Source organism: Nonomuraea sp. JJY05, assembly GCF_043496855.1.
In the GTDB taxonomy this organism is placed as follows: Bacteria; Actinomycetota; Actinomycetes; order Streptosporangiales; family Streptosporangiaceae; genus Nonomuraea.
The window spans coordinates 1-1,142 of record NZ_JBIEIS010000133.1 but is presented as its reverse complement, the minus strand read 5'-3'; the positions used below and the strand labels follow the sequence as shown (position 1 = coordinate 1,142).

Annotated in this window: 1 protein-coding gene; it reads right to left on the bottom strand. The window is 70.2% G+C overall.

Translation table 11 applies throughout. The features are described from left to right. Positions 1 to 1,142 (bottom strand): acyltransferase domain-containing protein (locus ACFKCF_RS61625; protein ID WP_394506799.1); only part of this gene is annotated, 1,142 nt, incomplete at both ends.

Genomic DNA, 1,142 nt, shown 5'->3' with positions numbered 1-1,142 from the left:
TGGTCAGCTCCCGCAGCTGCGGGCAGTCCAGCTCGTGCCCGGCCCGCACCGCCAGCTCCACCAGCGCCGCGCCCGGCACCACCACCCGGCCGTTGACCTGGTGATCGGCCAGCCAGGGCTGCGACGTGAGGGACAGGCGGCCGGTGAAGATGACCGACGCGCCGCCGGCCACCTCGGTCATCGCGCTCCACAGCGGATGCTCGATGGCGCCCAGCCCGGCGGCGTCCACATCGCCGGACTCCAGGCTGGCCGGCACCCAGTACCGCTGGTGCTGGAAGGAGTAGGTGGGCAGGTCGACGTGTGCGGCCGGGGCCAGCACCGCCGTCCAGTCCACGGCGATGCCTTGGGTGTACAGCCGACCCAGCGCCTCGACCAGGGCGCGAGCCTCGTCGCGGTCCTTTCGGGTGGCGGGGATGAACACACCATCGGCGATGCTCTGCTGAGCCAGCCCCGTCAGCACCCCGTCCGGACCGACCTCCAGGAAGCAGTCAGCCTCCGCGGCCGTCACCCCGTCAGCGAACCGCACGGCCTGCCGCACGTGCTCCACCCAATAGCCCGGGGTGGTCAGCTGCCCCGGCTCAGCCAGCCGGCCAGTGAGGTTGGAAACGATCGCGACCGTCGGCTCGTGGTAGGTCAGCCCGGAGATGGCCTCCTCAAAGGAAGCCAGCATCGGCTCCATCAACGGCGAATGGAAAGCGTGCGAGACCCGCAACCTGCGCGTCCGAACGCTGACCCGCTCCTCGATCTGCGTGATCACCTCTTCGTCCCCGGAGATCACCACGGCTGCGGGGCCGTTGACCGCCGCTATCCCGACCCGGTCTCCCAGCAGGGGCACAACCTCCGCCTCAGGTGCGGCGATCGCCAGCATCGCGCCACCGGTCGGGAGGGCCTGCATCAGCCGGGCCCGGGCCGCCACCAGGGCGCATGCATCGGCCAGGGAGAAGACCCCGGCCACGTGCGCGGCGGCGATCTCCCCGATCGAATGACCGACCAGCACATCGGCGCGGACCCCGAAGGATTCCAGCAGCCGATACAAGGCGACTTCGAAGGCGAACAGCGCCGGTTGGGTCATCCCGGTCTCGTTCAACACCCCGTCCGGGTCGTTGAACATCACCTCGCGGATCGGCAGCAGCCGATCGATC